At 62.0% G+C, this 26,089-nt stretch carries 23 protein-coding genes; 7 read left to right on the top strand and 16 right to left on the bottom strand.

Going from position 1 to position 26,089, the window contains the following annotated elements; all coding sequences use genetic code 11:
* Positions 1 to 4 precede the first annotated feature (4 nt).
* The 3 genes from GA829_RS20020 to rpmG all read left to right on the top strand — a co-directional run bounded on the left by GA829_RS20020 (position 5) and on the right by rpmG (position 2,068).
* On the top strand, positions 5 to 1,180 hold the full coding sequence (locus GA829_RS20020) for an MFS transporter (protein ID WP_195174413.1): 1,176 nt from the start codon (positions 5 to 7) through the stop codon (positions 1,178 to 1,180).
* A 107-nt stretch (positions 1,181 to 1,287) separates the two neighbouring features.
* On the top strand, positions 1,288 to 1,746 hold the full coding sequence (locus GA829_RS20015) for a YqfO family protein (RefSeq protein WP_195174412.1): 459 nt from the start codon (positions 1,288 to 1,290) through the stop codon (positions 1,744 to 1,746).
* A 154-nt stretch (positions 1,747 to 1,900) separates the two neighbouring features.
* Positions 1,901 to 2,068 (top strand): 50S ribosomal protein L33, encoded by a 168-nt coding sequence (gene rpmG, locus GA829_RS20010; RefSeq protein ID WP_006201775.1) that lies wholly within the window; start codon positions 1,901 to 1,903, stop codon positions 2,066 to 2,068.
* Between the two features lie 88 nt (positions 2,069 to 2,156).
* On the opposite strand, the gene GA829_RS20005 is transcribed toward rpmG, so the two are convergent.
* The 8 genes from GA829_RS20005 to GA829_RS19970 all read right to left on the bottom strand — a co-directional run bounded on the left by GA829_RS20005 (position 2,157) and on the right by GA829_RS19970 (position 10,696).
* The gene (locus tag GA829_RS20005) at positions 2,157 to 3,224 is read right to left on the bottom strand and encodes an ABC transporter ATP-binding protein (protein ID WP_195174411.1); all 1,068 of its coding nucleotides are present in this window, start codon (positions 3,222 to 3,224) and stop codon (positions 2,157 to 2,159) included.
* Positions 3,225 to 3,228: 4 nt separating this feature from the next.
* Positions 3,229 to 4,077 (bottom strand): carbohydrate ABC transporter permease, encoded by an 849-nt coding sequence (locus tag GA829_RS20000; RefSeq protein ID WP_195174410.1) that lies wholly within the window; start codon positions 4,075 to 4,077, stop codon positions 3,229 to 3,231.
* On the bottom strand, positions 4,077 to 4,997 hold the full coding sequence (locus GA829_RS19995) for a carbohydrate ABC transporter permease (protein WP_195174409.1): 921 nt from the start codon (positions 4,995 to 4,997) through the stop codon (positions 4,077 to 4,079). Before GA829_RS19995 ends, GA829_RS20000 begins: the two co-directional genes overlap by 1 nt.
* A 171-nt stretch (positions 4,998 to 5,168) precedes the next feature.
* Positions 5,169 to 6,446 (bottom strand): ABC transporter substrate-binding protein, encoded by a 1,278-nt coding sequence (locus GA829_RS19990; RefSeq protein WP_195174408.1) that lies wholly within the window; start codon positions 6,444 to 6,446, stop codon positions 5,169 to 5,171.
* A gap of 29 nt (positions 6,447 to 6,475) precedes the next feature.
* Positions 6,476 to 7,663 (bottom strand): PLP-dependent transferase, encoded by a 1,188-nt coding sequence (locus tag GA829_RS19985; RefSeq protein ID WP_195174407.1) that lies wholly within the window; start codon positions 7,661 to 7,663, stop codon positions 6,476 to 6,478.
* Positions 7,660 to 8,394: a FadR/GntR family transcriptional regulator gene (locus GA829_RS19980; protein WP_195174406.1), complete on the bottom strand. Its 735-nt coding sequence runs from the start codon at positions 8,392 to 8,394 to the stop codon at positions 7,660 to 7,662. Before GA829_RS19980 ends, GA829_RS19985 begins: the two co-directional genes overlap by 4 nt.
* Before the next feature lie 523 nt (positions 8,395 to 8,917).
* Entirely contained in the window at positions 8,918 to 10,291 is a 1,374-nt protein-coding gene (locus GA829_RS19975; RefSeq protein ID WP_195174405.1) for a PleD family two-component system response regulator, read from the bottom strand.
* A gap of 33 nt (positions 10,292 to 10,324) precedes the next feature.
* On the bottom strand, positions 10,325 to 10,696 hold the full coding sequence (locus GA829_RS19970; RefSeq protein WP_010909712.1) for a response regulator: 372 nt from the start codon (positions 10,694 to 10,696) through the stop codon (positions 10,325 to 10,327).
* A 279-nt stretch (positions 10,697 to 10,975) separates the two neighbouring features.
* Here GA829_RS19970 and GA829_RS19965 point away from each other — a divergent pair, with 279 nt between their 5' ends.
* Entirely contained in the window at positions 10,976 to 11,275 is a 300-nt protein-coding gene (locus GA829_RS19965; RefSeq protein WP_195174404.1) for a DUF3572 domain-containing protein, read from the top strand.
* Positions 11,272 to 11,925 (top strand): hypothetical protein, encoded by a 654-nt coding sequence (locus GA829_RS19960; protein ID WP_195174403.1) that lies wholly within the window; start codon positions 11,272 to 11,274, stop codon positions 11,923 to 11,925. The genes GA829_RS19965 and GA829_RS19960 overlap by 4 nt, the downstream gene beginning before the upstream one ends.
* A gap of 32 nt (positions 11,926 to 11,957) precedes the next feature.
* Here GA829_RS19960 and GA829_RS19955 read toward each other — a convergent pair whose 3' ends face one another.
* Both GA829_RS19955 and GA829_RS19950 read right to left on the bottom strand, forming a co-directional pair.
* Positions 11,958 to 13,484 carry a hypothetical protein gene (locus GA829_RS19955; protein ID WP_195174402.1) on the bottom strand — a complete coding sequence of 509 codons (1,527 nt, stop codon included), beginning with the start codon at positions 13,482 to 13,484 and terminating at the stop codon, positions 11,958 to 11,960.
* A 95-nt stretch (positions 13,485 to 13,579) separates the two neighbouring features.
* Positions 13,580 to 14,155, bottom strand: a complete 576-nt coding sequence (locus GA829_RS19950) for a GNAT family N-acetyltransferase (protein WP_195174401.1) — start codon at positions 14,153 to 14,155, stop codon at positions 13,580 to 13,582.
* Positions 14,156 to 14,220: 65 nt separating this feature from the next.
* On the opposite strand from GA829_RS19950, the gene GA829_RS19945 reads away from it, so the two are divergent.
* Complete coding sequence (locus GA829_RS19945) at positions 14,221 to 15,549, top strand: DNA polymerase IV (RefSeq protein WP_195174400.1); 1,329 nt, start codon at positions 14,221 to 14,223, stop codon at positions 15,547 to 15,549.
* A 9-nt stretch (positions 15,550 to 15,558) separates the two neighbouring features.
* On the opposite strand, the gene GA829_RS19940 is transcribed toward GA829_RS19945, so the two are convergent.
* Complete coding sequence (locus GA829_RS19940) at positions 15,559 to 16,065, bottom strand: hypothetical protein (RefSeq protein WP_195174399.1); 507 nt, start codon at positions 16,063 to 16,065, stop codon at positions 15,559 to 15,561.
* Positions 16,066 to 16,217: 152 nt separating this feature from the next.
* Between GA829_RS19940 and GA829_RS19935 the strand changes: the two genes are divergently transcribed.
* Complete coding sequence (locus tag GA829_RS19935) at positions 16,218 to 17,099, top strand: DMT family transporter (RefSeq protein ID WP_195174398.1); 882 nt, start codon at positions 16,218 to 16,220, stop codon at positions 17,097 to 17,099.
* 15 nt (positions 17,100 to 17,114) lie between these two features.
* On the opposite strand, the gene GA829_RS19930 is transcribed toward GA829_RS19935, so the two are convergent.
* From GA829_RS19930 to GA829_RS19910, 5 genes are all read right to left on the bottom strand, one after another.
* Positions 17,115 to 17,918, bottom strand: coding sequence for an ion channel (locus GA829_RS19930; protein ID WP_195174397.1), 804 nt, complete (start codon positions 17,916 to 17,918; stop codon positions 17,115 to 17,117).
* Positions 17,919 to 17,994: 76 nt separating this feature from the next.
* A complete protein-coding gene (locus tag GA829_RS19925; protein WP_195174396.1) occupies positions 17,995 to 18,396 on the bottom strand; it encodes a nuclear transport factor 2 family protein in 402 nt (133 codons plus the stop codon).
* Positions 18,397 to 18,619: 223 nt separating this feature from the next.
* The gene (locus GA829_RS19920; RefSeq protein ID WP_195174395.1) at positions 18,620 to 20,086 is read right to left on the bottom strand and encodes an FAD-dependent monooxygenase; all 1,467 of its coding nucleotides are present in this window, start codon (positions 20,084 to 20,086) and stop codon (positions 18,620 to 18,622) included.
* A gap of 172 nt (positions 20,087 to 20,258) precedes the next feature.
* A complete protein-coding gene (gene dnaE, locus GA829_RS19915; RefSeq protein ID WP_195174394.1) occupies positions 20,259 to 23,786 on the bottom strand; it encodes a DNA polymerase III subunit alpha in 3,528 nt (1,175 codons plus the stop codon).
* A 151-nt stretch (positions 23,787 to 23,937) separates the two neighbouring features.
* Positions 23,938 to 25,962: an acetyl-CoA carboxylase biotin carboxylase subunit gene (locus GA829_RS19910; protein ID WP_195174393.1), complete on the bottom strand. Its 2,025-nt coding sequence runs from the start codon at positions 25,960 to 25,962 to the stop codon at positions 23,938 to 23,940.
* Positions 25,963 to 26,089 lie beyond the last annotated feature (127 nt).

Raw genomic sequence — 26,089 nt, 5'->3', positions numbered from 1 at the left:
ATCCATGACGGTCGATACCCAACCACAGGGCAACGAGCGCGTACACTGGCTGCCAATGGTGGCGGCGATCTCGTCGATTAGCGTCGTCGGCATCGCCATCGGCCTCGGCATGCCGCTGCTCAGCGTCATCCTGGAAACACGCGGCCACTCGGCATCGATGATCGGCCTCAACACGGCGGTCGCCGGCCTGGCCTCGATCGCCGGCGCCCCGCTGGCCACACCGCTCGCCATGCGCTTCGGCGTCGCCTGGACCATGGTCGCCATGATTGCCACCGGCGCGCTGGCCTTCGTCGGTTTCCACTTCGCGCCGGATTTCTGGATGTGGTTCCCGCTGCGCATCGTGCTGCATATCGCGCTGACGGTGCTGTTCATCCTGTCGGAGTTCTGGATCAGCACGTCGGCGCCGCCGCACCGGCGCGGCCTTGTGCTGGGCATCTACGCCACCGTTCTGTCGCTCGGCTTTGCCGCCGGACCGTGGCTGTTCGCCCATCTCGGCAGCTCCGGCTTCAGGCCCTTCGGCGTCATCATCGTCCTGGTGACGCTGGCCGCGATACCGGTGCTGGCCGCACGCAACGAGAGCCCGACGATCGTCTCCGACGGCGAAACCAGCAATTTCCTGCGCTACATCTGGCTGGTGCCGACGGCCACCGCCGCCGTTCTGGTGTTCGGCGCCGTTGAAACCGGCGGTTTTGCGCTGTTCCCGGTCTATGGCAACCGCATCGGTTACTCCGAGGCCGATGCTGCCTTGCTGCTGACCATGATCGGCCTCGGCAACGTGCTGTTGCAGATTCCCATCGGCATGATCAGCGACCGCATCAGCGACCGCCGCCACCTGCTTTTGGCCTGTGCGACTGTCGGGCTGGCCGGCACCATCTTCATGCCCTTTTTCGCGCAGAACTGGCACCTGATGGCCGCACTGCTGTTCGTCTGGGGCGGCGTGGTCGCGGCCATGTACACGATTGGCCTTGCCCATCTCGGCTCGCAGCTCTCCGGCCATGAACTGGCGTCCGCCAACGCCGCCTTCGTGCTCTGCTACGGTGTGGGCATGGTGCTCGGCCCACAGGCGATTGGCATCGGCATGGACGCTTTCGGGCCATCAGGCTTCGGCTGGGCGCTCGGCCTGTTCTTCGCCGCCTATATCGCCCTGGTCAGCGTCAGGCTTATCCGCAAGATCATCTAGCACGACGCCCTATTCTTCGTGTCGCCTTGGCAAGCTGCTGACAGAACCGTGTCAGGAGCTTCCGGCTATAAGGTGCCCTCAAAACACCAGAAGTTGAGGACACTCCGATGATCGACAGCGGCTTTGAAACCACGTCACTGCGAATGACACTGCTCCTGCTTGTCACTTTTCAGGCGCCAGCCGCCGATGTCGATCGCATCATGGGGGCAGTGGTCGCGATTACCCCGCTGCGCATGGGCAAATATGATCGCAACGCCTATCAGTCGGGGCACGGCATCGAGCGCTACAGGCCACTCGAGGGAGCAGCAGCAGGCCCGGAGACCGAGTTGCGCCGACGCCCTGGTACGGTGGAGATTTCGTTTGAACTGCCTGACGACCAGCCACTGGCCGCACGCGTCGTCGAGGCGATTTTCCAGGCGCACAGCTATCAGGAGCCGGTAATCCGCATTCAGCCGATTCTCGCCAGCCGTTCCAAGGGGCTCGATGACACCGCCAATCCGAATCGCTGGTGGAACACCACTGGCGACTGGAAGAAGATTGCTATCCCCGAGACCGCGAACGCATGATTTCCTGCCGTTGGCCAACTCTGGCGGGTCACATCAGGCCTGCCGGGCTTGACTTTCCGGGCACGTTCTTTATGTGTCGCGCCAAGTTTCACGCGTCCGGGTGTTTTCCCGTGCTCTAGCGGCCAAAACCCCACGAACATAACGGACTGAGATCATGGCCAAAGCCGCAAACATCAAGATCAAGCTTCTGTCGACCGCCGACACCGGTTTCTTCTACGTGACCAGCAAGAACAGCCGTACCAAGACGGACAAGCTGTCCTTCCGCAAATACGACCCGGTCGCCAAGAAGCACGTCGAATTCAAGGAAACCAAGATCAAGTAATCTGGTTTTCCCTAGGCAAACAAAAACGCCGCCCAGTGGGCGGCGTTTTTGTTTGTGGCTTCCAGAGTGGATGCCAGAGCTAAATGCCCTACCCGATGCGATCGCCGCTCTTCTCGTCGAACAGGTGCAGCGATGCCGGATCGGCCGAGAGCCGCACCGTGTCGCCAGGCTTTACGCCGGCACGACCCATGGCAAAGACGCAAAGCATCTGGCCGGCAAGCTTGACGTAAAATTGCGTAGACAGGCCTAGCGGCTCCACCACCACCACTTCGCCCTGCAGCACGCCGTCATCGGCAAGTCTGATATGCTCGGGCCGCAAGCCAACCGTGATGGCATCGCCATCCCCGGTAGGCAGGCCTTCCGGCAGCCGCAGCGTTTGGCCGTCGGCAAGGACTGCGTCCAGTTTGTCACCGCCGCGAACTGTCGCCGGCAGGAAATTCATGCCGGGCGAACCGATGAACCCGGCGACGAAGATGTTGGCCGGCCGGTCATAGAGGTCGAGCGGTGCCCCAACCTGCTGGATCAGCCCGTCATGCATGACAACGATGCGGTCGGCCATGGTCATGGCCTCGATCTGGTCGTGCGTGACATAGACTGATGTGGTCTTCAATTGCTGATGCAGCGCCTTGATCTCGGCGCGCATATGGACCCGCAGCTTGGCATCGAGGTTCGAAAGCGGCTCATCAAAGAGAAAGACTTTCGGGTCGCGCACGATGGCGCGGCCCATGGCGACACGCTGGCGCTGGCCGCCAGACAGCTGGCGCGGCAGGCGCTGTAGCAAGGTGTCGAGCCCGAGCCGTTTGGCGGCGCCGTCGACGCGGGCATCGATCGCCGGCTTCTCCGCCTTCTTCAGCATCAGGCTGAAGCCCATGTTCTTCGACACGTCCATATGCGGGTAAAGCGCGTAGGACTGAAACACCATGGCGATGTCGCGGTCCTTGGGAGCGACGTCGTTGACCAGCCGCTCGCCAATGCGGATCTCGCCGCCGGAGGCTTCCTCCAACCCGGCGATCATGCGCAGCAAGGTCGATTTCCCGCAGCCTGAAGGCCCGACCAGGACAACGAACTCGCCATCGGCGATTTCGAGATCGACGGCGTGCAGCACACGCACCGCGCCATAGTCTTTACGGACTTTTTCGAGCGTAACAGAAGCCATCGATCTACCCTTTGACGGCGCCGGCGGTCAGGCCGGTGACGAGATAGCGTTGCAGGAAGCCGAAGAAGACGCAGACCGGAATCAGCGCCAGGATCGACGCCGCCATCATCTGCCCCCAGTCGACGGCGAATTTGCCGATGAAGGTGAGCAGGCCGACAGCAAAGGTCTTCTGGTCGTCGCTGGAGATCAGCATCAGCGCGAACAGGAGCTCGCTCCAGGCGGCGGTGAAGACGAAGCCGAGCGTTGCGCCCATGCCCGGCAGCGTCAGCGGCACGATCACCTTGCGCATCGCCTGCGCTCGCGTGCAGCCGTCGATCATGGCTGCCTCTTCCAGATCCTTCGGGATGCCATCGAAGAAGGACTGCATCAGGAAGGTCGCGAAGGCGGTGTTGAAGGCGGTGTAGATGATGATCAGCCCGGTCAGGCTGTTGATCAGGCCGATTTGCCCCATGACGCGGTAGATCGGCGGGATAACCATCACCAGCGGAAAGGTCTGGGTCAAAAGCAGCATCAGTGCCAACGCCGCCTTGCCGCGGAAGGTGAAGCGCGACATGGCGTAGCCGGCCAGCGTGGCAATGACCGTCACCAGTGCCGCGGTCGACACCGACACGATGACGCTGTTGAGGAAATAGCGTGGGAAATCCGTAGCCTCGAGCACGGTGACGAAATTCTGGAACGTCGTTTGCGACGGCCAGAAGGTGATGCCTTCGGAATAGAGCAGCCGCTCCGGCGTGACCGAGATCTTCAGCGTCCAGTAGATCGGGAACAGGGCGAAGATCACATAGGCCGCGATTGCGGCGTAGAGGCCGATGCCGCTGACGAAGCGCGATGAGGTTGAGCGTCCCGCGATCATCAGACGTGCCTCACCAGCGTGCGGCGAATGCCGATCAGCGCGATCGCATAGGCGATGAGCAGGACCAGCAACAACACGGCCACAGCCGAGGCATAGCCCTTGTCCAGCGACTTGAAGGCGCTGACATAGATGTAGACCGGCATCGTGTTGGTCGAGCCAGCCGGCCCGCCCTCGGTCATGACGAAGATCAGGTCGGCGAAGGTCGCGACCCAGATCGTGCGCAGCATCACCGTGATGGCAATGGTCGGCGCCAGGAACGGCAGCGTCACCTTGGTGAAGCGCTGCCAGGGCGAGGCGCCGTCGATCGCCGCCGCCTCATGCAATTCCGACGGGATCGATTTCAACGCCGCCAGAAGCGTGATGGCGAAGAACGGAATGCCGAACCAGACATTGGCGACGATCGGCCCCCACATGGCGGTGGAAGGATCAGACAGCACATTGGTCGGTTCCGCCTTCAGCCCAAGCGCGAACAGCCAATGTGGCAGCGGCCCGATGATCGGATTGAACAGCCAGGCCCAGGTCAGGCCAGACAGGAAGGACGGTACGGCCCATGGCAGGAACACCAGCGCCTGCACGATCTTGCGGCCCCGGAACGGCTTGTCGAGCAACAGCGCCAGGCCAAGACCAAGGAAGAACTGGAAGAACAGGCTGGCCGCCGTCCACCACAGCGTGTTGACCAGCGCCTGCCCCAAGACCGTGTCCGACAGCATGGCATGATACTGCCCAAACCCGACATATTCCGACTTGAAGGCCGAGAACTTGCGGAAGGAATAGCTGATGCCGATGACCAGCGGCACCAGCAGCACCACGACCAGAAGGATGATCGCCGGGCTGAGGTAAAGCCAGGGCTCGATCGTGGCGTAGGAGAGCTTGCGGCGCGCGCTCCCCGTGGACCGCATGTCTGTGACGGCATAGGTCATTGGCTACTGGACCAGCTCCTTGGAACCTTCGGGATTGATGACGGGTCTCCGCCCTTCAAGGCAACGGAGATGCAGAGGGTGGATGAGGGCAGCATGATGCCTGAGACTGCTGCCCCCACCCTTCCCTGTCGGACCGCCGGCGATCTCTCGCTGACGGCCGAAAGCACTGTGCTATTTCTTGTTTTTTGCCAGCCAGTCCTGTTGTTCCTTGGTCAGGAAAGCAGCCCACTGATCGGCCGCTTCCTTGGCCGTCTTCTGGCCGAGCAGCACTTCCTGGAAGTTCTTGATCGCCACCTGGTCGACGAAGTTGCCGAGGTTTTCCAGATGCGTCGGCGGCGTCACCATTTCATATTTGGAGCTGTCGCTCAGTTCCGTGAACCAGCCTTTGAACTGGTCGGTCTTGAAATGGGCGTCCTGGTCCGCGCCTTTGTGGATCGGAACGACGCCGACTTCCTTGGCCCATTCCAGATTGTCCTTCGGCGACAAGAGGGTCGCCATCAGCTTCCAGGCATCGTCCTTGTGCTGCGAGTTGGCGAACATCGCCCAGCCGGCATAGCCGAGCGTCGGGTAGGATTTGCCGCTCGGCCCGACCGGCATCGGCGCCACGGCGAAGTCGTCAGCGCTCATCTTGTCGGCGATGCCAAGCAGCGCGTCCGGATCCTGGTTGAGCATGGCGCAGGTGCCCGAATAGAAGCCGGTGACGGTTTCATTGAAGCCCCAGCTCACCGCATCCTTCGGCGCCAGGCCATCCTTGTACATGTCGGCCAGCATCTGCAGGCCCTTGACCGAGTCTTCGTCGTTGATGGTCGAGGTGCCGTCTTCGTTGAAATAGCCACCCTTGCCGGCGGCGATGTTCATGAACATGTGCATGCCATTGAAGGCACCCGGGCCACCGCGCAGGCAGTAGCCGTATTTGCCCGGCAAGGCCGAGATCTTCTTGGAATCCGCAATGAAGTCGTCAAGCGTTGCCGGCGGGCCGTCGAGACCGGCTTCCTTGAACAGCTTCTTGTTCCAGAACAGCGCGTTCACATAGTAGCCGTAGGGGATCATGAACTGCGTGTTGTTGACAGTGGAGCCGAACTGCTTGGCGCGGTCGCCCAGCGTCTTGGCATCGTCCCACTTGGCCATGTAGGGGCCGAGATCCTCAAGCTGGGCATTGTTGGCATAGAGGCCCATCCAGCGTTCCGGCATCTCGACCACATCAGGCGTATCGCCGGCCTGCACCATGGTGAGGAATTTTTCGAAGGCTTGCCCCCAGGGCAGCGAGATCAGTTCCACCTTGACGCCGGGATTGGCGGCTTCGAACTCGGCGATCTGCTTCTTCAGGAATTCGGTGCGTGGCGGACTGGTGATGACTTCGACCATCTTGAGGGTCGAGTCAGCCAATGCGCCTCCGGCTGAAATCGCCAGCCCCGCAACGGTGGCAAGCATGACGGTCAGTTTTTTCATGTTCAAGACTCCCATTTTGAACCCGCTTGTTATTTTCTGGCTTTTTCGAGGGCTTGGGCGACATCCGCCCAAAGGTCCTCGACATTCTCCAATCCGACATTGAAGCGGATGGTTCGGGGGCTGACGCCGAAGCGCGCCATCGAATTCAGTCCCGGCGTCTGTTCCAGCGACGCCTTGGCCGGCACAACGAGGCTCTCATGCCCGCCCCAGCTGACGCCGATGCGGAAAAATTTCAGCGCATCGACGAAAACGGGGATGTCGATATCGTCCGTCACTTCGAAAGAGAACAGGCCGGCATAGCCTGCCAGCGTCGCCTTGCCCGGGTGGTTTGAATAGACGGGATGGTTGACGCGCTCGACATTGCCATGCGCCTTGAGCCGCTCGGCGATGGTAAGGCCGCTCTTCATATGGTGCGGCAGCCGCAACGGCAGCGTGCGCAGGCCGCGCAGCAAAAGCCACGCCTCGAACGGCGACAGCTTGCCGCCGAGATAGGAGTAGGTCTGCTCGTTGATTTGCTTGATATGGGCAGCTGAGCCTGCCACCACGCCGGCGACAGTATCGCTGTGGCCGCCAAGATATTTTGACGCCGAATGCAGCACCAGATCGACACCGTGCAGGATCGGCTTCTGGAACACCGGCGTCGCCCAGGAATTGTCGATGGTGGTGACGATGCCTTGCTCTTTCGCCAGCCGGGTCAGCGCCGAAAGATCCTGCAACTCGAACATCATCGATGTCGGGCTTTCCAGGTAAAGCAGCTTGGCGCCGGGCAGCGCCGCGGCAACCGCATCGGGATCTGACCCGTCGACATAGTCGACCTTGATGTTAAGCCGAGGCAACAACCGTTCGAAAAGCCGGTATGCGTCGCCATAACAGTTGCGCACCGCGACGATGCGCTCGCCGGCGCCGACGAAGGCGAGTACCGTAGCGCTGATCGCCGCCATGCCGCTGGAGAAACCACGTGCGGCTTGTGCCCCCTCGAGCGCCGCGACGCGCGCCTCGAACTCCATCACCGTCGGATTGTCACCGCGCGAATAGATCGGTTGCTTTCTTTTGCCGGCGAACGTGTCGGCCATCTCGGCGTAGTTGGCGAAGGTGAACAGCGAGGTCTGGTAGATCGGCGGCACCACCGCGCCACCCGGAAATGGCTCGTCATGTGCCAGCAGCGTTGCTGCTTCGGCGAGATAGTCCTGATCGAAACCGGCTGGATGCTCGTTCATTTTTGGCTCGAAAGTTTGAGTTTGGCCGCGCCGCGCTTCAAATCGTCCTCGACGGTCGCGATAAGCTTGAGCGCCTCACGGCGGGCGCCCTCGGGGTCGCGTGCGGCGATGCATTCGTAGATGGTGCGGTGATAGGGAAAGCTGGCATGGCCAAAGTCGCGCACGCCGAGCGGGTGTTCCCAGAAGCGATGGAACAGCTCGTGCATGGCGGCGATGATCTGCTCGAACAGCGGATTGCCGGAGACTCGGTAGATCGCCTGGTGGAACTCCCAGTCTTCTTCCGACGACATGCCCTCACGCGTGCGAAACGCCTGCTCCATGATGTCGAGCTTGCGGGCGATCTCGGCGATGTCGGCCTGGCTGGCGCGCTCGGCGCAAAGCGCTGCAGCCTCCGCCTCCAGCGCGCGGCGGATTTCCAGTGTCTGCATCAGGCTGGTGAAATCATTGCCGCCCGCCAGCGTCAGCGGCATGTGGAGCATATCGTGCGAGACGGCTGCCCGGAGATACGTCCCGCTGCCTTGCCGCCGTTCGACGAGGCCGAGCCCTTCCCAGCGTGTCAACGCCTCGCGCACCGTATTGCGGCTGACTTTCAGCCGTTCGGCGAGAATGCGTTCGGTCGGAAGCCTTTCGCCGGGCTGCAGGGCTTCGGCACGGACAAAGCCCACCAACGCCTTCAGCACGGCGTCGTCGCGCGCCGTCGTCTGAATGGGTGGCAGGCTGTTCTGGTCCACATCACCTCCAAGTGGTCCAATGGTCCAACCAATTTCTACACACAAGGCAAGGCATGTCAATTGCTGTCAGTTGATATCGGCGCGACCGCTGGACGTAGCGGGCCACGAAGCAATCGACGGTTACTCGGAATTGGCGTCAGGAGGCGCATGCCGTGGCCCGCAGGCATTGCTTTCGGCATGGAAAATTGAAGACTCTCCAGCTCTTGGCACGGAGTCCTGATGTCTGATCTGGAAGAAAAGGGGGCCGGTCGGCGGTTGGCAGCGGTACGAGGAGGCCACTATGTGCCAGCGCCGGCCGGCCGACCCCACGGACCCAGGAGATGCGGCGGACCTGAGCATCATGGGGTATTCTTAGGATCGCGCCGGCGTCTACCCTCGTGCCGGCTTCGTCTTGGTCTATGGCCAGCACATTTGCGCAAGAGCTTATGAAAATCAACCGTTTCTTAACCAAGCCTCGCGAATCGCTTGGATTAAGGTAAATGGGTAACCCTGTCGGGTTGACTGGATAATCCGCGCTGAGCCGTCACGCGGCCTTGGCGACGACGCGGTTGCGGCCACCGCTCTTGGCTTCATAAAGCGCGAGGTCGGCACGCTTCATCAAAGCCGCTACGCTGTCCACGCCCTTCAGCACCGACGACACGCCGACACTGACGGTCACCTCGATCGTCTTGCCGTCATGGCCAATGGCAAAGGGCAGCTGGGCGATTTCGGCGCGAATGCGCTCGGCGACCTTCTCGGCCACCATTCCATCCGTATCCGGCATCACCACGACGAACTCCTCGCCACCAAAACGGCAGGCAAGGTCGATGCCGCGCACATTCTTGCGCAGCCGCCGGGCGAACTCGCGCAGAACCTCGTCACCGCCATCATGGCCGTGCGCATCGTTGATCGACTTGAAGCGGTCGAGGTCGGTGATCATCACAGACAGGGGCCGCCGCCGCGCCACGGCGCGATCGAACAGCGTCTGCAGATGGCTATCCAGGTAACGGCGGTTGTGCAGGCCTGTCAGGCCATCCGTCACCGCCATTTCGATGGTCTGGGTAACGCTGGCGCGCAATTGGTCGTTGTAGCGCTTGCGGCGCACCTGGGTTCGCAGCCGCGCCGTCAGTTCCTGCTGGTCGATCGGCCGCATCAGGTAGTCGTTGATGCCGAGCTCAAGGCCGCGAATGATGCGTTCCTCCTCGCCCTCCTCCGCCAGAAGGATGATTGGCAGGAAGCGCGTGCGATCGAGCGAGCGCAGTTGCGAGCAGAGCCGCAGCGGGTCGAAATCGGCGAAGGCCGTCGAGATCATCACGCATTCGTAAGGCACTTCGGCGGCCTGGAAGAAGCCGGAATGCGGATCGCTGGGAACGTCGAGATCGGCGCTGCCACGCAGCATCTTCTGGACACGTTCGATGGACGATTTGCGCTCGTCGATCAAAAGCACCTTCGGCGTAGTGTCTTCCGAGGTGAAATTGCGGCTAAGCAACTCTTCGATGCCGATGTTGCGTGTGGTCGAAGCGCGCAACCGCAACTCGTCGGTCAGCGACTTGAGCCTGACCAGGCTTTTGACGCGCGTCATCAATTGCAGGTCATTGACCGGCTTGGTCAGGAAATCGTCAGCGCCGGCTTGCAAGCCGCGCACGCGGTCCGACACCTGGTCGAGCGCGGTGATCATCACCACGGGGATATGCGCCGTAGCCGGATCGCTCTTCAGCCTGCGGCAGACTTCGAACCCGTCCATATCGGGCATCATCACATCGAGCAACACGACGTCGACCTTGCCGTTCTCGCAGGTCTCGATCGCGTCCGGCCCGTTGGTGGCGGTCAGCACCTCGAAGTACTCGGCCAGCAGCCGAACCTCCAGCAGCCTCACATTGGCAGGGATGTCGTCGACGACGAGGATCCGCGCGGTCATTTCATAAGGCTCCGGCTTGGCTGAATGGGCGCATCATGCATCGCCCAGATAGGATTTGATGGTTTCGATGAAACGCGGCACCGAGATCGGCTTGGAAATATACGCCTCGCAGCCACCCTGGCGGATGCGTTCCTCATCGCCCTTCATGGCAAACGCGGTGACGGCAATGACCGGAATGACGTGCAGGTCGTCATCTTCCTTCAGCCACTTGGTCACTTCCAGCCCCGACACCTCGGGCAGTTGAATGTCCATCAAAATAAGATCCGGCCGGTGCTTGCGCGCCAGATCGAGCGCTTCAAGGCCGTTGCGTGTGCGCACCGTCTCGTAGCCGCTTGCTTCGATGAGGTCCCGAAAGAGCTTCATGTTGAGCTCATTGTCCTCGACGATCATGACCTTCTTAGGCATCAATATCCCGTCCCGGCCGTACTTCCGCTCGAAGGCAAACGTCATGCGCCCTTGTCGGAACGCACCAAACCCTGCTTCACTTTACGGCAATATGATTGACGAAACGGAAACCCGAGGCGGGAAAAGAGCTGTTTGGATTCCACCTCGGACACCGCAAAAATCAAAATAACCCAGCGCCCCTTGCGCGTCCAAAAGGACGCGCGGCGCTGGAATGGCTTGCCGCAAGCGCCGCTTGCGATTACTGCGGAAAGAGACTCATTCCACACACTGAAGGTAGTGATGGCAAACGCAGCGTCAATGCGCGAGGAAGCGGAAACCATTGCCGTCAAGGCATTGGGCTTCGTCGCATCCGACCCGGAACTGCTGCCGCGCTTCCTGGCCATTACCGGCATCGAGGCCCATTCGATCCGCCTTGCCGCCGGCGAGCCCGGTTTTCTCGCCGGCGTCCTGCAATTCATTCTCGCCCACGAACCGACCCTGATGCGTTTTGCCGAGGAAACCGGCACGCCGCCCGCAGCCGTCGGCAAAGCCTTGCGGGCCCTGCCGCTGGGCGACGACAACCATGAGCATTCGATATGAGCGATGATCCGGAAACCGCCCGCCAGATCGAGGAGCTGGCGGCGGACGACCGGCCGTTGCTGGTGCTTGATGTCGACGATGTCGTGCTCGAGTTCATTCGTCCCTTCCCGGACTTCCTGAAGGCGCGCGGCTTCGAGCTGACGATGGCGTCATTCCGGCTGACCGGCAACATTGCCGAGCAGGCAAGCGGCCGTCTGGTCGAGCAGGCGGAAGTGACCGCCTTGCTGGACGAGTTCTTCCAGAGACAGGCTGACTGGCAGAGCATCACCGACGGCGCGGCGGAAGCGCTGGCGGGTCTCGGCAACCAGGCCGAAATCATCATGCTGACGGCAATGCCGCACAAGCACCGCGAAGCCCGTCGCGCCCATCTCGACGCGCTAGGGCTGGATTACCCGCTTTTGACCACGGAGATGGCCAAGGGACCGGCGGTTGCCAAACTGCGCGGCAAGAATGGCCGGCCTGTCGCCTTCGTCGACGACCAGCCGCCCAATCTGATATCGGCGCGCGGCTCGGTCGCCGACGCGCACCTCTTCCATCTGATGGCGGACAATTCGCTGCGCGGCTTCCTGCCGCCCGTGCCTGACGACATCATCGTCGTGCAGGACTGGCATGAAGCAGCGCCGCTGATTTCCAAAGCACTCGGATTGTAGCGCTCCGGCAACGGACGGGATCGAACGCCGGATTAAGGCGTCGTCTGGTCGGGCTCTGCCCCTTCCCCGCTATCGTCTTCGTTGACGCTGTCGTCGACCGCAGGATCGGCTGGCTTCAGCATGACGCCGTTGACGGTCACCGAACCGTCGGACTTGGTGTAGACGACCCATTCCAACCGGCCATCCGGCAACGTCTTGGCGAATCCCTTGGCCATGAGCGCGACCGGCACGTACTGCCCGATTTCCGGCTCTGCCTTGGCCGCCTCCTGAAGACTCGAAACGATCTTGTCGAAACCGGCGACATCGACGGTGAGATTTGCATCGGGCTTCGCATTGGCCATCTCACCTGGAATTGTCATTTCGCCCTCGAGCGCGATCTCCATGTCGCCGTTCTTCACCGTGCTGTGGCCGATGACGACCTTCGGATTTTTGGCCATGAAGTCAGCTTTAAGCTTGTCGCCGAAATCAGCGGACAGAGGCGGATTCTGATTGAGATCAAAGGCTTCGATCGCCTTCTTCGCCATGGTATCGAGATCGATATTGGCGCCGCCGAAATTCAGGTCGATATCGGTGGGCAACAGCGCGACGCTCCAGCTTGGCAAAAGCTGATGCGGCACAGTCAATCCGGATGCCTTGATGCCGTAGGTGATCGTGCCGCTCTGGGCTACGCCGTCGCTGCCGAATGCCACGCCCAACTGCGCCGCGCCGAAATTGCCGACCGGGCTTTCCACTGTGAAATCCTTGAAACCATAGGTTCCATCGATCCGCTCCCAAACCGGCAATGCCGCAAGCATCAGCGATTTAAGCTGCGCCTGGTTGGCCTTCAGCGTTGCCTCGTCTTCATTGGCCACGGCGAATGCCAGAAGGTCGAGCAACGGCTTTGTCCGCACGCCCTTGCCCGCGGCCTCCACTGACAGTTCCGGCGACTTGACGGTGACCGGGAATTTCAATCCGCTTTCAGGATCATCGAAATTGATCGCCTCGACAAAATTCGCCACTTTCTGCGACGTCGTGAAATCGACGCCACCGGTCGCCGACTTGGTCGCGGCAACGGTCGCGGTGCCGGCGCCCGAAGTGACGTTCATATGCTGCTTGGCATCCTTCGACGCCATGGTCATGCCGGCCATCGAACTGGTGGCACTGGTGAAAGCCGCCAGATTGGGGTCGTAGACGCCGGCACCCTTGCCGTCCTTGATCGAAAACTGTGTGCTCTGCAGCCCCTCAGGTCCATTGAACTCGAACGACGCATCTTGCGAAAAATCCATCGACACGTCCCAGGACCCATCGCTGCGCGGCTTCACCAGCAAGGCGAGGGGCGCAAAGTCGAATTTCAGCAGCTTCTGCTCCGGCAGCGCCCCGGCCAGCGCCTTGAAATCAAAGGCAATCTTATAGGCATCGCCTTCGACCGAAACCTTCAACACGCCCTTGTCGAGCGCCTGCTTGCCGACGTAGCGGGAAAGGTCGTCCGACAGCTGCTTGGCACCCGGGGCATTGACGGTTTGCCCAAAAGCAGGCGCGCTCAGTGCGAGCAGGAAAACAAATGGCAGGGCACGGTTCACGCAAATTCTCCGTTTGACCTAAGGAAACGCTTCGTTCGTCTGGTATGAAATTACCGCTGCAACCGCAAGGTGAGATCAGCGCGGATTGAGCTCGGTCAAAGCGTCATACGCATCAGCGGCCGCCCCGCCTTGCGTTCCAGGAGCCGCTCGAACCCCGCCTTCTCGAACACCCGCGACGAGCCGACGAAGAGACCGATCGAGCGCGAATCCTTCGACAGGTCTATCGGGCAGGCCTCGACCAGACGCGCACCGTTCCGGCGGGCGAAATCAAGCCCGCCTTCGACCAGCCGATGGCTGATGCCCCGGCCCCGCGCCTTGCCGCGGATGAAGAAGCAGGAGATCGCCCAGACAGCCGGGTCCTTGGCGTCAGCCGACTCGACAGGCGCCGAGCCCCTGCCCTGATTGTTCCATTCGGGCACGTCGGCGCGCGGTCCGATCTGCATCCAGCCGACAGCCTTGCCGTCCTCGAATGCCAGCACGCCAGGCGGCGGACCGGCTTCGATACGCGCCTTGATATGGTCCTTGTTGCGTTCGCGGCTGCTCTCGCGCCGCAGGGCCGGCGCCAGACGAAAATGCGTGCACCAGCAGCCGTAGCAGGCGCCCTGCTTGCCGAACAGATCCTCGAAATCCGCCCAAAGTTCAGGCGCCAGCGGCGCGATGGTCGTGCTCATACGTTCTCCCCAGGCCAGCCTTGTCGCTGGCCCTGCACTGTCGTACCATTGCGATTGTTCTCTTTATGTTCGCAGCGATGGCGGCCCCTGTCAACAATCCCGATCACGGTTTTTGCCGCGACTGCCTGACTTTTCAGCGCAGCCTGACACGGCGCTGTGAACGCTGCGGCAGCCCCCGGCTGGCGCGTCACCCAGAGCTTTACCGCCTGCATCTGGCGCATATCGATTGCGATGCCTTCTACGCTGCGATCGAAAAACGCGACAATCCTGAGCTCAAGGACAAGCCGCTGATCATCGGCGGCGGCAAACGTGGCGTCGTCTTCACCGCCTGCTACATCGCCCGCATCCAGGGCGTCCGCTCGGCGATGCCGATGTTCAAGGCGCTCGAGGCTTGTCCCGAAGCGGTGGTGATCCCGCCCAACATGGAGAAATACGTGCGCGTCGGCCGCGAGGTGCGCGCCATGATGCAGGCGCTGACGCCGCTGGTCGAGCCGCTCTCGATCGACGAAGCCTTTCTCGATCTCTCCGGCACCGAACGGCTGCATGGCCTGCCGCCGGCGGTGGTGCTGGCGCGGTTCTCGCTTGCCGTCGAGAAGGAGATCGGCATCACCGTGTCCGCCGGCCTCTCCTACTGCAAGTTCCTCGCCAAGATCGCATCCGATTTCCGCAAGCCGCGCGGCTTCTCGGTCATCGGCGAGCAAGAAGCACTTGGTTTCCTGGCGGAACAGCCGGTGACGATGATCTGGGGCGTCGGCAAGGCCTTCAACGCCACGCTGGAGCGCGATGGCATCCGCACGATCGGCCAGTTGCAGCACATGGATCGCGGCGACCTGATGCGGCGCTACGGCGTCATGGGCGACCGGCTGTACCGCCTGTCACGCGGCGAGGACGACCGTCGTGTCGATCCTGATCAGGACGCGAAGAGCGTATCCGCCGAAACCACGTTCAACACCGACATCGCTTCCCTTGATGAGTTGGTATCGGTGCTGAGAGGCCTTTCGGAAAAGGTTTCGGCGCGGCTGAAAAAATCAGGCATCGCCGGACGCACGGTGGTCCTGAAACTGAAGAGCCAGGATTTCAAACTGCGCACCCGCAACCGCCAGCTCAGTGATCCGACGCGCCTGGCCGACCGGATTTTCCAGACCGGCGTCGAATTGCTCCGCAAGGAAATCGACGGCACCAAATACCGCTTGCTCGGCATCGGCGTCAGCGATCTCTCCGACGACGACAAGGCCGACCCGCCGGATCTCGTCGACGTCCAGTCGCGCAAGCGCGCCATGGCAGAAGGTGCCATCGACGCGTTGCGCGACAAGTTCGGACGCAAGGCTGTTGAGACAGGATACACTTTCGGCAAAGGCCGCGATGCGCATCCGCCGGAACCGCTTGAAGAGTGAGACGGCGGATCAGGTACGCTGCAGGTCAATCCGGCTCGTCACCACGCTCTTGCCCGTCTTCGGATCCTTGTCGGTCACCGTCAGCCGTATGCCGTTCTCGCCGCGCTTTTCGACCTTCATCAGCGCCTTTCGATCACCGTTGACCTCCTTGGCCCAGCGGATGCCGAGATTGATCGCGTTGCCGGAACGGCTGCCGGTGAGCTGCGCTGGTCCGGTTCGGGAACCGACATAGGTTCCGCTATATCTAGTACCGCTAGCAGTGAGGTCGGCACGAATGGCGCGCGTCACAACAAGAAGGCCACGGCAATTGCCGTTGAGCGACAATGAGGTCGACGTGGCATTGGATTTGAACGTGCAAGACACATTCACCGTTGGTGCATCGGTCGTGACCTTGACGATGCCCTTGCCGGCGAAATTGCCTTTGAACGACTGCAGAAACTTGGCCTCATCAGCGTGCGCGGCGCTGGCCGCGACCAAGAGGCAACCGGCGAGTGCAAATCGAGTGAATGATGCCATGACGCTCTCCTTGTCGGCCATCAGGGTCAACGCTACCTGCGGCCGCAAGTTCCGCCGGCGGATGTTCAACGGCTCTGCAGGCAAAATCCTTGGCCCAGCCGAATGCCTTGATTAACGGTTGCGATTGCAGGTTCTGCTTGCGACATAGCGGTATGACACCCCAGCCTTCGATCCCCAAAGCCGCGTTCTGGATGGCGCTTTCGATCACGTCGTTCCTGGCGATGTCGGTTGCCGGCCGCGCCACGACCAGCGTCCTCAACGTTTTCCAGGTGCTGGAACTGCGCTCCGTGATCGGCTTCTTCATCCTGCTGCCGCTGGTGATGATGAGCGGCGGTTTCGCGGCCATGCGCACCGAGCGCCCCCTCGCCCATATCGCGCGCAACGTCGTCCACTATACCGGCCAGGCGGCGTGGCTTTATGCGCTGACGCTAATCCCCCTCGCGGTCTTGATTTCGATCGAATTCACCACGCCAATCTGGACGGCGATCCTCGCCGTCACCTTTCTAGGCGAAAGGCTCACCCGCCCTAAGCTGGCCGCCGTCATACTCGGGCTGATCGGCGTGGTGATCATCGTGCGTCCCGGCGTCGGCTCGGTCGATCCCGGCCATGTTGTCGTTCTGGGAGCAGCAGTTTGCTTCGGCGTCTCGCTGGTCCTCGTCAAGTCGCTGACGCGGACCGACAGCGTCGTGCGCATCATCTTCTGGATGCTGGTTATCCAGTCGGTCGTCGGCCTGATCCCGGCGCTCTACGAATGGCGCAACCCGCCGCTTGAGCTTTGGCCATGGATACTGCTGATTGCCTTCAGCGGCATGTCCTCGCATTTCTGCATGGCCCGCGCACTGACCTATGCCGACGCCACGGTCATTTCACCGATGGACTTCCTGCGCGTGCCCTTGTCGGCGCTGGTCGGTTGGCTGCTGTATGGCGAACAGATCGACGCTTTCACCGCTGGCGGTGCGTTGCTCATCCTGATGGGCAACCTGCTCAATTTGCAGCGAAAATCGGCAAAGCCGGCCGAAGTGGCGGCGTCGTAGTTCCCACAGAGGTCCCTAGTTGCCGTCATCGGGTATGTTGAGAACGTGCCCGCAGGCCTTGCAATGAACGGCATCCGGCTCATGCCGCTGCAGCCCGCATTGCGGACAGGGAAAGAACACCTTGGCCGGCCGGAAGATTGCCTGCGCCAGCCTGACGAACAGCGATATGCCGATGATCATGGTGACGATGGCGGTGAGCTTGCCGGCCATGCCCGGCAGCACGATGTCGCCGAAGCCGGTCGTCGTTACCGTGGCGACGGTGAAATATAGCGCGTCGATATAGCTTTCGAGGCCGGCGCCGGTGCGAAAGAAAAACGTGTAGACAAAACCGGTGATGTCGAAGAGGAACGTCAAAAGATTGATCACGGCGTGGCTTGCTTCGCGCCATGGCCGCAGGCGCCGCATCTCGAAATGCCGCCAGATCGAACCGCTGCGCGACAGCGACCAGAGCCGCAGGATGCGCAGAAAAGCGAGATTGGCGAGTGCCGTCGGCAACAGCAGCGTCAGCAGGATGAAGACATCGACCCACGACGTCGGCTGTTTCATCAGGCGCAGCATGTCGTTGGAGGCGAGCAGCCGAGCCATCATGTCGGCTGCGACGAGCGCCGCGACGGTATAATCGAGCCACAGGAAAGAGGCGGATTGCTGCAGGATCGGCGTGGCGATGAAGAAGCCGATGATGGCGAGATCGATGACGACCGCCACCATCTGGAACCGGAAGGCAGCCGGCGTGCGCCCATGGTAGAGCTTGCGCAGCCTGTCGCGCAGCCGCGCTGTCGCTGAATCTTGCTGTGATCCGCCCTTGTCCGCCAGTTTCATGACGATTGCCTAGCGTCCGTAGCCCAAGCCGTCCAGTGGCCAGGGCTCTCCAGTGGCGGCTGAGTGGCGGAAGTCCTCAGCTCTGTATCACCGCGCCATCCGGCGGCCCGACGACGCGCCACGCTGTTGCGGTGTCATAGACGAACCGCTCTTCCGCGATCCGTTCCCCGCGCCAGCGCTGCAACGCTACTTCTTCCAGCCGCCGGACGGTGCCAGTCTTGTCGGTCATGTCGAATGTCCAGCGGATGGCGACATTGTCGCCATCGACCAGAAATGTCTGCACCGGATGCGTGTGCATCTTCTCGATCCGGTCGAGAGCGGCTTGTTCGTGTGCCTTCAGCGTTTCGATGCCGCGACGCGGAGTACCGAGGTTCTCCTGCATGGTGGCGTCATCATGGTAGAAGTCGGCGATCGCGTGGACATGACTGCCGTGGACGACCTCCTTGAGAAAGGCTTCAACGCGTTCGCGGCTGGGCATATGGCGTATTCCTTTTCGGCGACAGCGATGCCGCTGTCGCCCTTCCTTTGAGGTTGTGTCGAAAGGCTATCGAGGCTCTTCCGAACGGGCCCAATGCATGTGGTTCAAACCGGCCTCGCTTCAACCACTCCAGCGCCCCTGGCCCTATCGGCCACGACCTCAGGCCCAGCGCGATTCTGACCGGCAACCGATTTGACCAGCCTCGCGCTGGCTCAGTTGAGGTTCAGGTTGCCGCAGTGGGCGGTCCGAACCAGGTGGATAGCGTGTCAACAAGCCCCAGCTGGGTTTTGTCCCCCACCCAGGCCACATAGCCGTCGGGCCGGATCAGCACCGCGGCAGGAGGAGTGACCACCCCAATCGCCGGCAGTTCCCATGTGCCGTTGCATCTGGCATCGATCAATCGGACCCGATCCGTCCAGCCGGCAATGTCAAAGCCACCAGGCTCACCCAGGTTAAGCAGCACCGGCCTGGCCTCGTGCAGCAAGGTGAAGACCCGAAGCGTACCTTCGGCGGTGACCAGATCAAGATCCGGCATGCGGCGGCCCAGCAGAGGATGCCCCTCGCCGAAATCATAGTGCACGCCAAGCCCCGACATCTCCGCCGCGATTCGTTTGCGGGGTTCCTCCATCTCAAGCAGTTCGGACATGATGTCCTTCAGCACCTTGATGCGGTCGTCCGGGCGATGCAGCAGCGCCATTTGCGCCATCGTGTTGCGCAGCACACGCGCCGCGACCGGGTGCCGCTCGGCATGGTAGCTGTCGAGCAGGCTATCCCCTGACGTTCCATTGACCACCTGCGCCAGCTTCCAGCCGAGGTTCCCCGCATCCTGTACACCGATATTCAGGCCCTGCCCGCCAACCGGTGGATGCACATGCGCGGCATCGCCGGCCAGCAGCACTCGTCCCGCGCGGTAGAATGCGGCCTGCCGCGCCGTGTCGGTGAACCTCGAAATCCAGGTGGGATTATGGATGCCATAGTCACTGCCATAAACGCGGATGAGCGCTTCGCTAAGGTCGTGCAGCGTAGGTTCGCTAGCGGCTTCCGGGTGCTGCTCGGTGACCAGGATACGCACAGTCTTCCCGTCCTCCATTCTGCTGAGGCCATGGATGCCGAGGGCGTCGTTGCGGATGCCCCATTCCGGCTCCCCGGTAACCTCGACCTCGGCGATCAGACTGCTGGTTGTCGCGGCCCAGCCCGGGAATCCGATGCCGGCTGCCTTGCGCACGAAGCTGCGTCCTCCATCACATCCCACGAGATATGCCGCCCGCAGCATCTGACCATCAGAGAGTTCGACATCGACGCCAGCGTCATCCGGCGTGAAACCGGTCACTTCGCGGCCTCGATAGATCGGCACCGCCAATTCCTCCACCCAATCGGCGAGGATGCGCTCGACATGGTTCTGCCGCAGCGCCAGGCCGTAATTGTGCCTTGTGGGAAAATCGCTGATATCGAGCCGTATCCAGGCAAACCCGGCGACCTGGGCCGTCGTTCCCTGCGCGAGAAACCGATCCGCGATGCCGCGCTGGTTGAGCACCTCGATGGTGCGCGAATGCAGGCCGCCGGCGCGCGAACCCGCGAGGTCCTGACTGGCGCGCCGTTCGACGATGGCGACGTCGACACCCGCCAAGGCCAACTCGCCCGCCAGCATCAGCCCTGTCGGGCCTGCTCCAACGATTACCACTGAACGCATTTGGCCACTCCCTGTTGCCGGTAAGGCCGGGAGTTCTACGGCAGGGGCCGGGTCTTGAAGCAAGCCCCTTGTGCGCCATATGTATGAAATGGAGAGGGGCGGTTCTCTCTGTCAATGACGGTTGATGGCCGCCTCAAGGGCGAAACCCCAAGAACAGGCCGGCCTCACCTCCCTAGACGAGTTCCACCTCAACCACACCAGGCACCGCGCGCATCGCTGACGCAATCTGCGGCGAGATACGATAGCGGTGGGGCAATTCAATCTCGACCTCACCTTCGCCATCATCCTTGATCAGCACGAAGCTCACTTGCCCCTCGCCTTTCACCGCGAGTTGGCCGGCCAGCATGTTGATCGGGCTGGCGTTGCGCACGAATATGCGCAGCGCCTTCTGGACACGGCTCGCCTCATCTTCCAGCGACTGCACGGTGGAAATGCGCAGATTGACGCCTTCCGGCCTGTCCTCGGCCGCGACAGTGATCACCACCGACCGGCCGGGTTCAAGCAGATCGCGGTATTGCGCGAGCGCCTCGGAAAACAGCACGGCCTCGTATTGACCCGACGTATCGGAAAACTGCACGACGCCCATCTTGTTGCCGGTGCGCGTCTTGCGCTCCTGCTTGGTGGTGACGGTGCCGGCAAGCCGTCCAGCGGCGGCGCCGCGTTTGACCGCGGCCGAAAACTCGCCCCAGTTCTGCACCCGCATCTTCTGCAGTGCGGCCTTGTATTCGTCGAGCGGATGGGCAGAGAGATAGAACCCAACCACCTGGAACTCGCGGTGCAGCCGGTCCGCGGCAAGCCACGGCTCCGTCACCGGCAGGTTGAGCGCCTGCGACTGCGCGCCGAGCGAAGCGCCGAAAATGTCATGCTGGCCGGAAACAGCGTTTTGCTGCGCCAGCGATGCCAGCCCCATCATCCGCTCGACACCCGCCACCATCGTTGCCCGGTCGTGACCGAAGCAATCGAGCGCGCCGGCCATGATCAGGCTTTCAAAGACGCGCTTGCCGACAACCTTCGGGTCAACCCGTTCGCAGAAATCGGCAAGGTTCTTGAATGGCTTCTCGCCACGCTTGGCGACAATGTGCTCGACAGCCGCATCGCCGACGCCCTTGAGCGCGGCCAGCGAATAGAAGATGCGGTTCTCGCCTACTTCAAAGGGACGGAAGCTCGACATCACCGACGGCGCCACAACCTCGATGCCGAGGCGTATTGCATCCTGGCGGAAATCGGCGAGCTTGTCGGTGTTGCCCATGTCGAGCGTCATCGACGCCGCCAGGAACTCGACCGGATAGTGCGCCTTGAGATACGCGGTCTGGTAGGACACGACAGCATAGGCCGCGGCGTGTGATTTGTTGAAACCATAGTCGGCGAACTTTGCCAGCAGATCGAAAATGAAATCGGCTTGCGGCTTGCCGACGCCGCGCTCGACCGCACCCGTGACGAAGCGCTCGCGCTGCTTGTCCATCTCGGCGCGGATCTTCTTGCCCATGGCGCGGCGCAGCAGATCGGCTTCGCCGAGCGAGTAGCCCGACAGCTCCTGCGCGATCTGCATGACCTGTTCCTGGTAGACGATGACGCCTTGCGTCTCCTTCACCAGATGGTCGATCTTGGGATGGATCGACGCCATTTCCTCCTCGCCATGCTTTCTGGCGTTGTAAGTCGGGATGTTCTCCATCGGGCCCGGCCGGTAGAGCGCGACCAGCGCGATAATGTCCTCGATACAGTCGGGCCGCATGCCGATCAGCGCCTTGCGCATGCCGGCACTTTCCACCTGGAACACGCCGACCACTTCGCCGCGCGACAGCATGGCGTAGGTCTGGGGATCATCGAGCGGTATGTTGGCCAGATCGATCTCGATGCCACGGCGGCGGATCAGCTTGACCGCCGTCTCCAGCACGGTCAGCGTCTTCAGTCCGAGAAAGTCGAACTTCACGAGCCCGGCCTGCTCGACATATTTCATGTTGAACTGGGTGACCGGCATGTCCGAACGCGGATCGCGGTACATCGGCACCAACTCCGACAACGGCCGATCGCCGATGACGATGCCGGCGGCGTGCGTCGAGGCGTGGCGGTAAAGCCCTTCCAGCTTCTGCGCCATGTCGAGAAGCGTCTGGACGATCGGCTCCTTTTCAGCCTCCTCGGCAAAGCGCGGCTCGTTGGCGATGGCGTCGGCAAGCTTGACCGGATTGGCCGGATTTTGCGGCACCATCTTGGAAAGCTTGTCGACCTGACCGTAAGGCATCTGCAGGACACGGCCGACGTCACGCAGCACGGCGCGGGCCTGCAGCGTACCGAAGGTGATGATCTGTCCGACCTGGTCGCGGCCGTATTTCTGCTGGACGTAGCGGATGACCTCCTCGCGGCGGTCCTGGCAGAAATCGATGTCGAAGTCGGGCATCGACACGCGATCAGGGTTGAGGAAGCGCTCGAACAGCAGCGAGAAGCGCAGCGGGTCGATGTCCGTGATGGTCGTCGAATAGGCGACCAGCGAGCCAGCGCCCGAACCACGGCCCGGCCCGACTGGAATGCCTTGTGCCTTGGCCCATTTGATGAAGTCGGCAACGATCAGGAAATAGCCCGGAAACTTCATCTTGGTGATGATGCCGAGCTCGAAATTCAGCCGCTCGCGATATTGCTCGACCGTGTAGCCGGCGGTTGGCCCATGCGCCGCCAGCCGCGCATCCAGCCCTTCATGCGCCTGGCGGGCAAGCTCGTCGGCTTCCGCCTGCACGGCCGCTTCATTGTCGGCGACATCGCCGCCGGTAAAGCGCGGCAGGATCGGATTGCGGTTCTTTGGATAATACGAACAGCGCAGCGCGATCTCGACCGTGTTGTCGATCGCTTCCGGCAGGTCGGCGAACAGCCGCGCCATATCCGCCTGGCTGCGCAGGAAATTGTCCGGCGACAATCGGCGGCGATTGTCGGCGGCGACCACCGATCCTTCCGCGATGGCGATCAGCGCGTCATGCGCGTCATATTCGTCGCGCGATGAGAAGAAGGCCTCATTGGTGGCGACCAGCGGCAGTTCGTGGGCATAGGCGAGATCGATCGTCGCTTGTTCGATAGTCCGGTCGTAGCCGGAAACCCGGTCCAGTTCGACATAGAGCCGGTCACCGAACATTGCCTTGAGTGCAAGCAGCCGCGTTTCAGCGAGATCGCGGCGATCCTCCTTCAGGGCAAAGCCGATCGGACCGCGTGGCCCGCCACTGAGGCAGATCAAGCCGCCAGAACGGCCTTCCATCATCTCGGTGGTCAGGTGCACCGCCTCGCCGGGCGGCGTTTCGAGATAGACGCGGCTGACCAGCCTGACCAGATTGGCATAGCCGGCCTCGGTGGCGGCGATCACAACGACCGGCCGCATATCCGGGCCTTGCCGTCTGCGGTCGCGCTGGCCATCGCTGCTTTCGCCGGAAAAGGCGAGCGCGATCTGGCAGCCGATGATCGGCTGGATGCCGTCCTTGACGGCCTTTTGCGCGAATTCGAGCGCGCCAAACAGATTGTTGGTGTCGGTGACGGCAATGGCCGGAGCTTCGTCCTTGACCGCATGGGCCACCACCTTGCTGATCTGCAAGGCGCCTTCCAGTAGCGAATAGGCCGAATGCACGCGCAGATGCACGAAGGGCCGCGCCGGCACTTCCGGCCGCGCGGCCGCTATCGCGGCTTCGCGCAGCAAGGGGTCGCGTGGAAGTTTGTCATCCGCCATGGTTTTCGCGCTGTCTGAGGAGACTCAATCGCCAACAGATGTATTGTCCGGCACCGGCCAATACGAGTCCAGCGATTGCCTGTTCACAGCCAATGCACGTCGCCCCAAAATGCTCAGGATTTCGGGACAACGGCATGTATCGAACAAAGCCTCAAACCGGCGCTTGCGCGAACTCCATGATGACGGCATCGACGGCCAGGCTGTCGCCCGGCTTGGCGTTGAGTTTAGACACGGTGAGGTCGCGCTCGGCGCGCAGCACGTTTTCCATCTTCATCGCCTCGACCACGGCCAGGGTCTCACCAGCCTTGACCTCCTGCCCCTCGGCAACGGCGATCGAGACCACGAGGCCGGGCATAGGGCAGAGCAGCAGCTTCGACGTATCCGGCGCCACCTTCTCCGGCATCAGCCTTTCGAGTTCGGCGATGCGCGGCAGCATGGCGCGCGCCGTCACCGACATGCCTTTCCAGGCAATGCGAATACCGTTGGGAGTCGAGCGCAGTTGCGCAGTGACCTTGCGCCCGCCAACCGTGCCGCTCCAGATAAGGTCGCCCGGCCGCCAGTCCGACGAGACGGTCAGTGCTTTGCCGCCATCGATCGACAGGTCGATCTCCATCGGGACGGAAATCATGCCTTCGAGGATCGAAGCTGACAGGTAATCCTCGTCGATCTTGACCACCCAGTCGCGCTTCAAGGCACCCGAATGCGGGGCCAGGCGGCCACCCAGGCGATCAAGCCGGTCACGGCGCAGCAGTTCGACCGCGACGGCGATCGACGCCAGCACCGCTTTCTCTTCACTGTTTGGAATGATCGGCGAAAACCCGTCGGGATATTCCTCGGCGATGAAGCCGGTCGATATCCGCCCTTCCCGCCAGCGCGGATGCTGCATCAGCGCGGCAAGGAACGGAATGTTGTGCTCAATGCCGTCGACAACGAAACTGTCCAGCGCTTCCGACATCGCATCGATCGCCTCGATGCGAGTCGGCGCCCATGTGCAAAGCTTGGCCAGCATCGGGTCGTAGAACATCGAGATTTCGGACCCTTCCGTCACGCCGGTATCGTTGCGGATGATGATGTCGCCAACCTGCCCCTCTTCCGGCGGCCGGTAGCGCGTCAGCCGGCCGATCGATGGCAGGAAATTGCGGTATGGATCCTCGGCGTAGAGCCGGCTTTCCACCGCCCAGCCGTTCAGCTTGATGTCGCTCTGCTTGAGGTCAAGCTTTTCTCCGGCCGCGACGCGGATCATCTGCTCGACCAGATCGACGCCGGTGATCAACTCCGTCACAGGGTGCTCGACCTGCAATCGTGTATTCATTTCAAGGAAATAGAAGTTCTTGTCCTTATCGACGATGAACTCGACGGTGCCGGCGCTCTGGTAATCGACAGCCTTGGCCAGCGCCACCGACTGCTCGCCCATGGCCTTCCTGGTCTTGGCATCGAGAAACGGCGATGGCGCTTCCTCCGCGACCTTCTGGTTGCGGCGCTGGATCGAGCATTCGCGCTCGCCGAGATAGAGCGTGTTGCCATGCGCGTCGCCCAGAACCTGGATCTCGATGTGGCGCGGATCGACCACGAACTTCTCGATGAAGACGCGATCATCGCCAAACGAGCTTTTCGCCTCGGAGCGCGCGCGGTCAAAGCCGTCTCGCACTTCCGACTGCGACCAGGCGATGCGCATGCCCTTGCCGCCGCCGCCGGCCGAGGCCTTGATCATCACGGGATAGCCGATCTCGCCGGCGATCTTTTCGGCATGGTCGGCATTCTCGATAACGCCAAGCCAGCCGGGCACCGTGTTCACCTTGGCGGCATTGGCGAATTTCTTCGATTCGATCTTGTCGCCCATCGCCTTGATCGCCTTGGGCTTCGGGCCGATGAAGATGATGCCCTCTGCCTCCAGCGCCTCGCAGAAGGCGGCGCGCTCGGACAGGAAGCCGTAACCTGGGTGCACGGCCTGAGCGCCTGTCGCCTTGCAGGCGGCAATGATCTTCTCCGGCACAAGATAGCTCTGCGCGGCCGGCGCGGGTCCGATATGCACGGCTTCATCGGCCATCTCGACATGCACGGCATCACGATCGGCGTCGGAATAGACGGCGACCGTGGCGATGCCCATCTTGCGCGCCGTCTTGATGACGCGGCAGGCGATCTCGCCACGGTTGGCGATCAGGATTTTGGTGAACATGCTGAAGTCGGTCCCTTCGGTCGGCCATTTCTTTTATGGCCTGTGCCGGCGCGGTCAAGCTGGCGGATCAAATCGCCGGTTTTCAATCGATTTGGGATTGAAATTCTGCACATCGGTCCAAGCCTGG

The sequence above is a fragment of the Mesorhizobium sp. INR15 genome (assembly GCF_015500075.1).
Classification (GTDB): Bacteria; Pseudomonadota; Alphaproteobacteria; order Rhizobiales; family Rhizobiaceae; genus Mesorhizobium.
This window is presented reverse-complemented; position numbering and strand designations above follow the sequence as displayed.

Excerpts from the sequence above, each read along its gene's own strand:
- GA829_RS20020 (WP_195174413.1), top strand. The coding sequence starts at position 5 with ATGACGGTCGATACCCAACCACAGGGCAACGAGCGCGTACACTGGCTG.
- dnaE (WP_195174394.1), bottom strand. The coding sequence starts at position 23,786 with ATGGCGGATGACAAACTTCCACGCGACCCCTTGCTGCGCGAAGCCGCG.
- GA829_RS19950 (WP_195174401.1), bottom strand. The coding sequence starts at position 14,155 with ATGAGCACGACCATCGCGCCGCTGGCGCCTGAACTTTGGGCGGATTTC.
- GA829_RS19960 (WP_195174403.1), top strand. The coding sequence starts at position 11,272 with ATGAGCGATGATCCGGAAACCGCCCGCCAGATCGAGGAGCTGGCGGCG.
- GA829_RS19935 (WP_195174398.1), top strand. The coding sequence starts at position 16,218 with ATGACACCCCAGCCTTCGATCCCCAAAGCCGCGTTCTGGATGGCGCTT.
- GA829_RS19945 (WP_195174400.1), top strand. The coding sequence starts at position 14,221 with ATGTTCGCAGCGATGGCGGCCCCTGTCAACAATCCCGATCACGGTTTT.
- GA829_RS20015 (WP_195174412.1), top strand. The coding sequence starts at position 1,288 with ATGATCGACAGCGGCTTTGAAACCACGTCACTGCGAATGACACTGCTC.
- GA829_RS19970 (WP_010909712.1), bottom strand. The coding sequence starts at position 10,696 with ATGCCTAAGAAGGTCATGATCGTCGAGGACAATGAGCTCAACATGAAG.
- GA829_RS20000 (WP_195174410.1), bottom strand. The coding sequence starts at position 4,077 with ATGATCGCGGGACGCTCAACCTCATCGCGCTTCGTCAGCGGCATCGGC.
- GA829_RS19995 (WP_195174409.1), bottom strand. The coding sequence starts at position 4,997 with ATGACCTATGCCGTCACAGACATGCGGTCCACGGGGAGCGCGCGCCGC.
- GA829_RS19920 (WP_195174395.1), bottom strand. The coding sequence starts at position 20,086 with ATGCGTTCAGTGGTAATCGTTGGAGCAGGCCCGACAGGGCTGATGCTG.
- GA829_RS19965 (WP_195174404.1), top strand. The coding sequence starts at position 10,976 with ATGGCAAACGCAGCGTCAATGCGCGAGGAAGCGGAAACCATTGCCGTC.
- GA829_RS19975 (WP_195174405.1), bottom strand. The coding sequence starts at position 10,291 with ATGACCGCGCGGATCCTCGTCGTCGACGACATCCCTGCCAATGTGAGG.
- GA829_RS19930 (WP_195174397.1), bottom strand. The coding sequence starts at position 17,918 with ATGAAACTGGCGGACAAGGGCGGATCACAGCAAGATTCAGCGACAGCG.
- GA829_RS19985 (WP_195174407.1), bottom strand. The coding sequence starts at position 7,663 with ATGAACGAGCATCCAGCCGGTTTCGATCAGGACTATCTCGCCGAAGCA.
- GA829_RS19925 (WP_195174396.1), bottom strand. The coding sequence starts at position 18,396 with ATGCCCAGCCGCGAACGCGTTGAAGCCTTTCTCAAGGAGGTCGTCCAC.
- GA829_RS20005 (WP_195174411.1), bottom strand. The coding sequence starts at position 3,224 with ATGGCTTCTGTTACGCTCGAAAAAGTCCGTAAAGACTATGGCGCGGTG.
- rpmG (WP_006201775.1), top strand. The coding sequence starts at position 1,901 with ATGGCCAAAGCCGCAAACATCAAGATCAAGCTTCTGTCGACCGCCGAC.
- GA829_RS19910 (WP_195174393.1), bottom strand. The coding sequence starts at position 25,962 with ATGTTCACCAAAATCCTGATCGCCAACCGTGGCGAGATCGCCTGCCGC.
- GA829_RS19990 (WP_195174408.1), bottom strand. The coding sequence starts at position 6,446 with ATGAAAAAACTGACCGTCATGCTTGCCACCGTTGCGGGGCTGGCGATT.
- GA829_RS19940 (WP_195174399.1), bottom strand. The coding sequence starts at position 16,065 with ATGGCATCATTCACTCGATTTGCACTCGCCGGTTGCCTCTTGGTCGCG.